Source organism: Mycobacterium sp. NPDC003449, assembly GCF_053588415.1.
The window spans coordinates 1-1,221 of record NZ_JBSFPX010000384.1 but is presented as its reverse complement, the minus strand read 5'-3'; the positions used below and the strand labels follow the sequence as shown (position 1 = coordinate 1,221).

The 1,221-nt window shown below is 69.9% G+C and carries 2 protein-coding genes; both read right to left on the bottom strand.

Annotation, left to right across the window (positions count from 1 at the left end):
* The coding region (locus ACWDTP_RS38540; protein ID WP_450028460.1) for an ATP-binding protein at positions 1–909 on the bottom strand (909 nt) is incomplete at its 3' end.
* Positions 910–921: 12 nt separating this feature from the next.
* The coding region (locus ACWDTP_RS38535; protein WP_450028459.1) for a carboxyl transferase domain-containing protein at positions 922–1,221 on the bottom strand (300 nt) is incomplete at its 5' end.

Here is a 1,221-nt window from a genome sequence, read left to right as displayed (position 1 = left end):
CTCGGTGACCGGGTGCTCGACCTGCAGCCGCGTGTTCATCTCCATGAAGAAGAACTCGTCGGGCGCAGCGGCGGACACGATGAACTCCACGGTGCCCGCACCGGTGTAGTCGACGCTGCGGGCGGTATCGCAGCCGGCGGCGCCGATCCTGGCCCGGGTGGACGCGTCCAGCAGCGGCGAGGGGGCCTCTTCGATGACCTTCTGGTGGCGGCGCTGCAGGCTGCATTCGCGCTCGCCGAGATGGATCACGTTGCCGTGCCCGTCGGCGAGCACCTGCACCTCGATATGACGAGGCCGCAACACAAACCGTTCCAGGAACAGGGTGTCGTCGCCGAATGCGGCGGCGGCCTCGCGGCGCGAACCGACCAGGGCCGCCGGAAGGTCTTCGGCGGAATGCACCACCCGCATACCCTTGCCCCCGCCCCCGGCCGACGGCTTGACCAGCACCGGGAATCCGACCTCGGCGGCTCCGGCGATCAGATCCCGGTCGGTGAGCCCCGGACGCGAGATGCCGGGCACGACCGGGACCCCGAACGCCGATACCGCGGCCTTGGCCGCGATCTTGTCCCCCATGGTGGCGATCGCCGCGGCGGGTGGGCCGATGAACACGATCCCGGCGGCCTGCAGCGCGGCCGCGAATTCGGCGTTCTCGGAAAGGAATCCGTATCCGGGGTGGACGGCCCCGGCGCCGGTGCGGCGTGCGGCGGCGACGACGGCCTCGATGTCGAGGTAGCTCTGCCTGGCGGGGGCCGGGCCCAGCCGAACCGCCACATCGGCCGCAAGGACGTGACGCGCACCGGCGTCGGCGTCGCTGTAGACCGCGACGGAGCGGATCCCCATGGCGCGCAGGGTGCGGATGACCCGGACCGCGATCTCGCCGCGGTTGGCCACCAGCACAGTGTCAAACAGTGGACTCATGCCTCACATCCTGAATACGCCGTAGGAGACCGGCTCCAGCGGAGCCTGACCCACCACCGAAAGGGCCAGCCCGAGCACGGTTCTGGTGTCGGCAGGATCGATCACCCCGTCATCCCACAGCCGTGCGGTCGAGTAGTACGGATTGCCCTGGTGCTCGTACTGGGCCCGGATCGGTGCCTTGAACTGCTCGGCCTGCTCCTCGGTCATCTCTCCGCGCACGGTGGCCAGCACGGACGCCGCCTGCTCGCCGCCCATCACCGAGATCCTGGCGTTGGGCCACATCCACAGGAACCGCGGCGAATA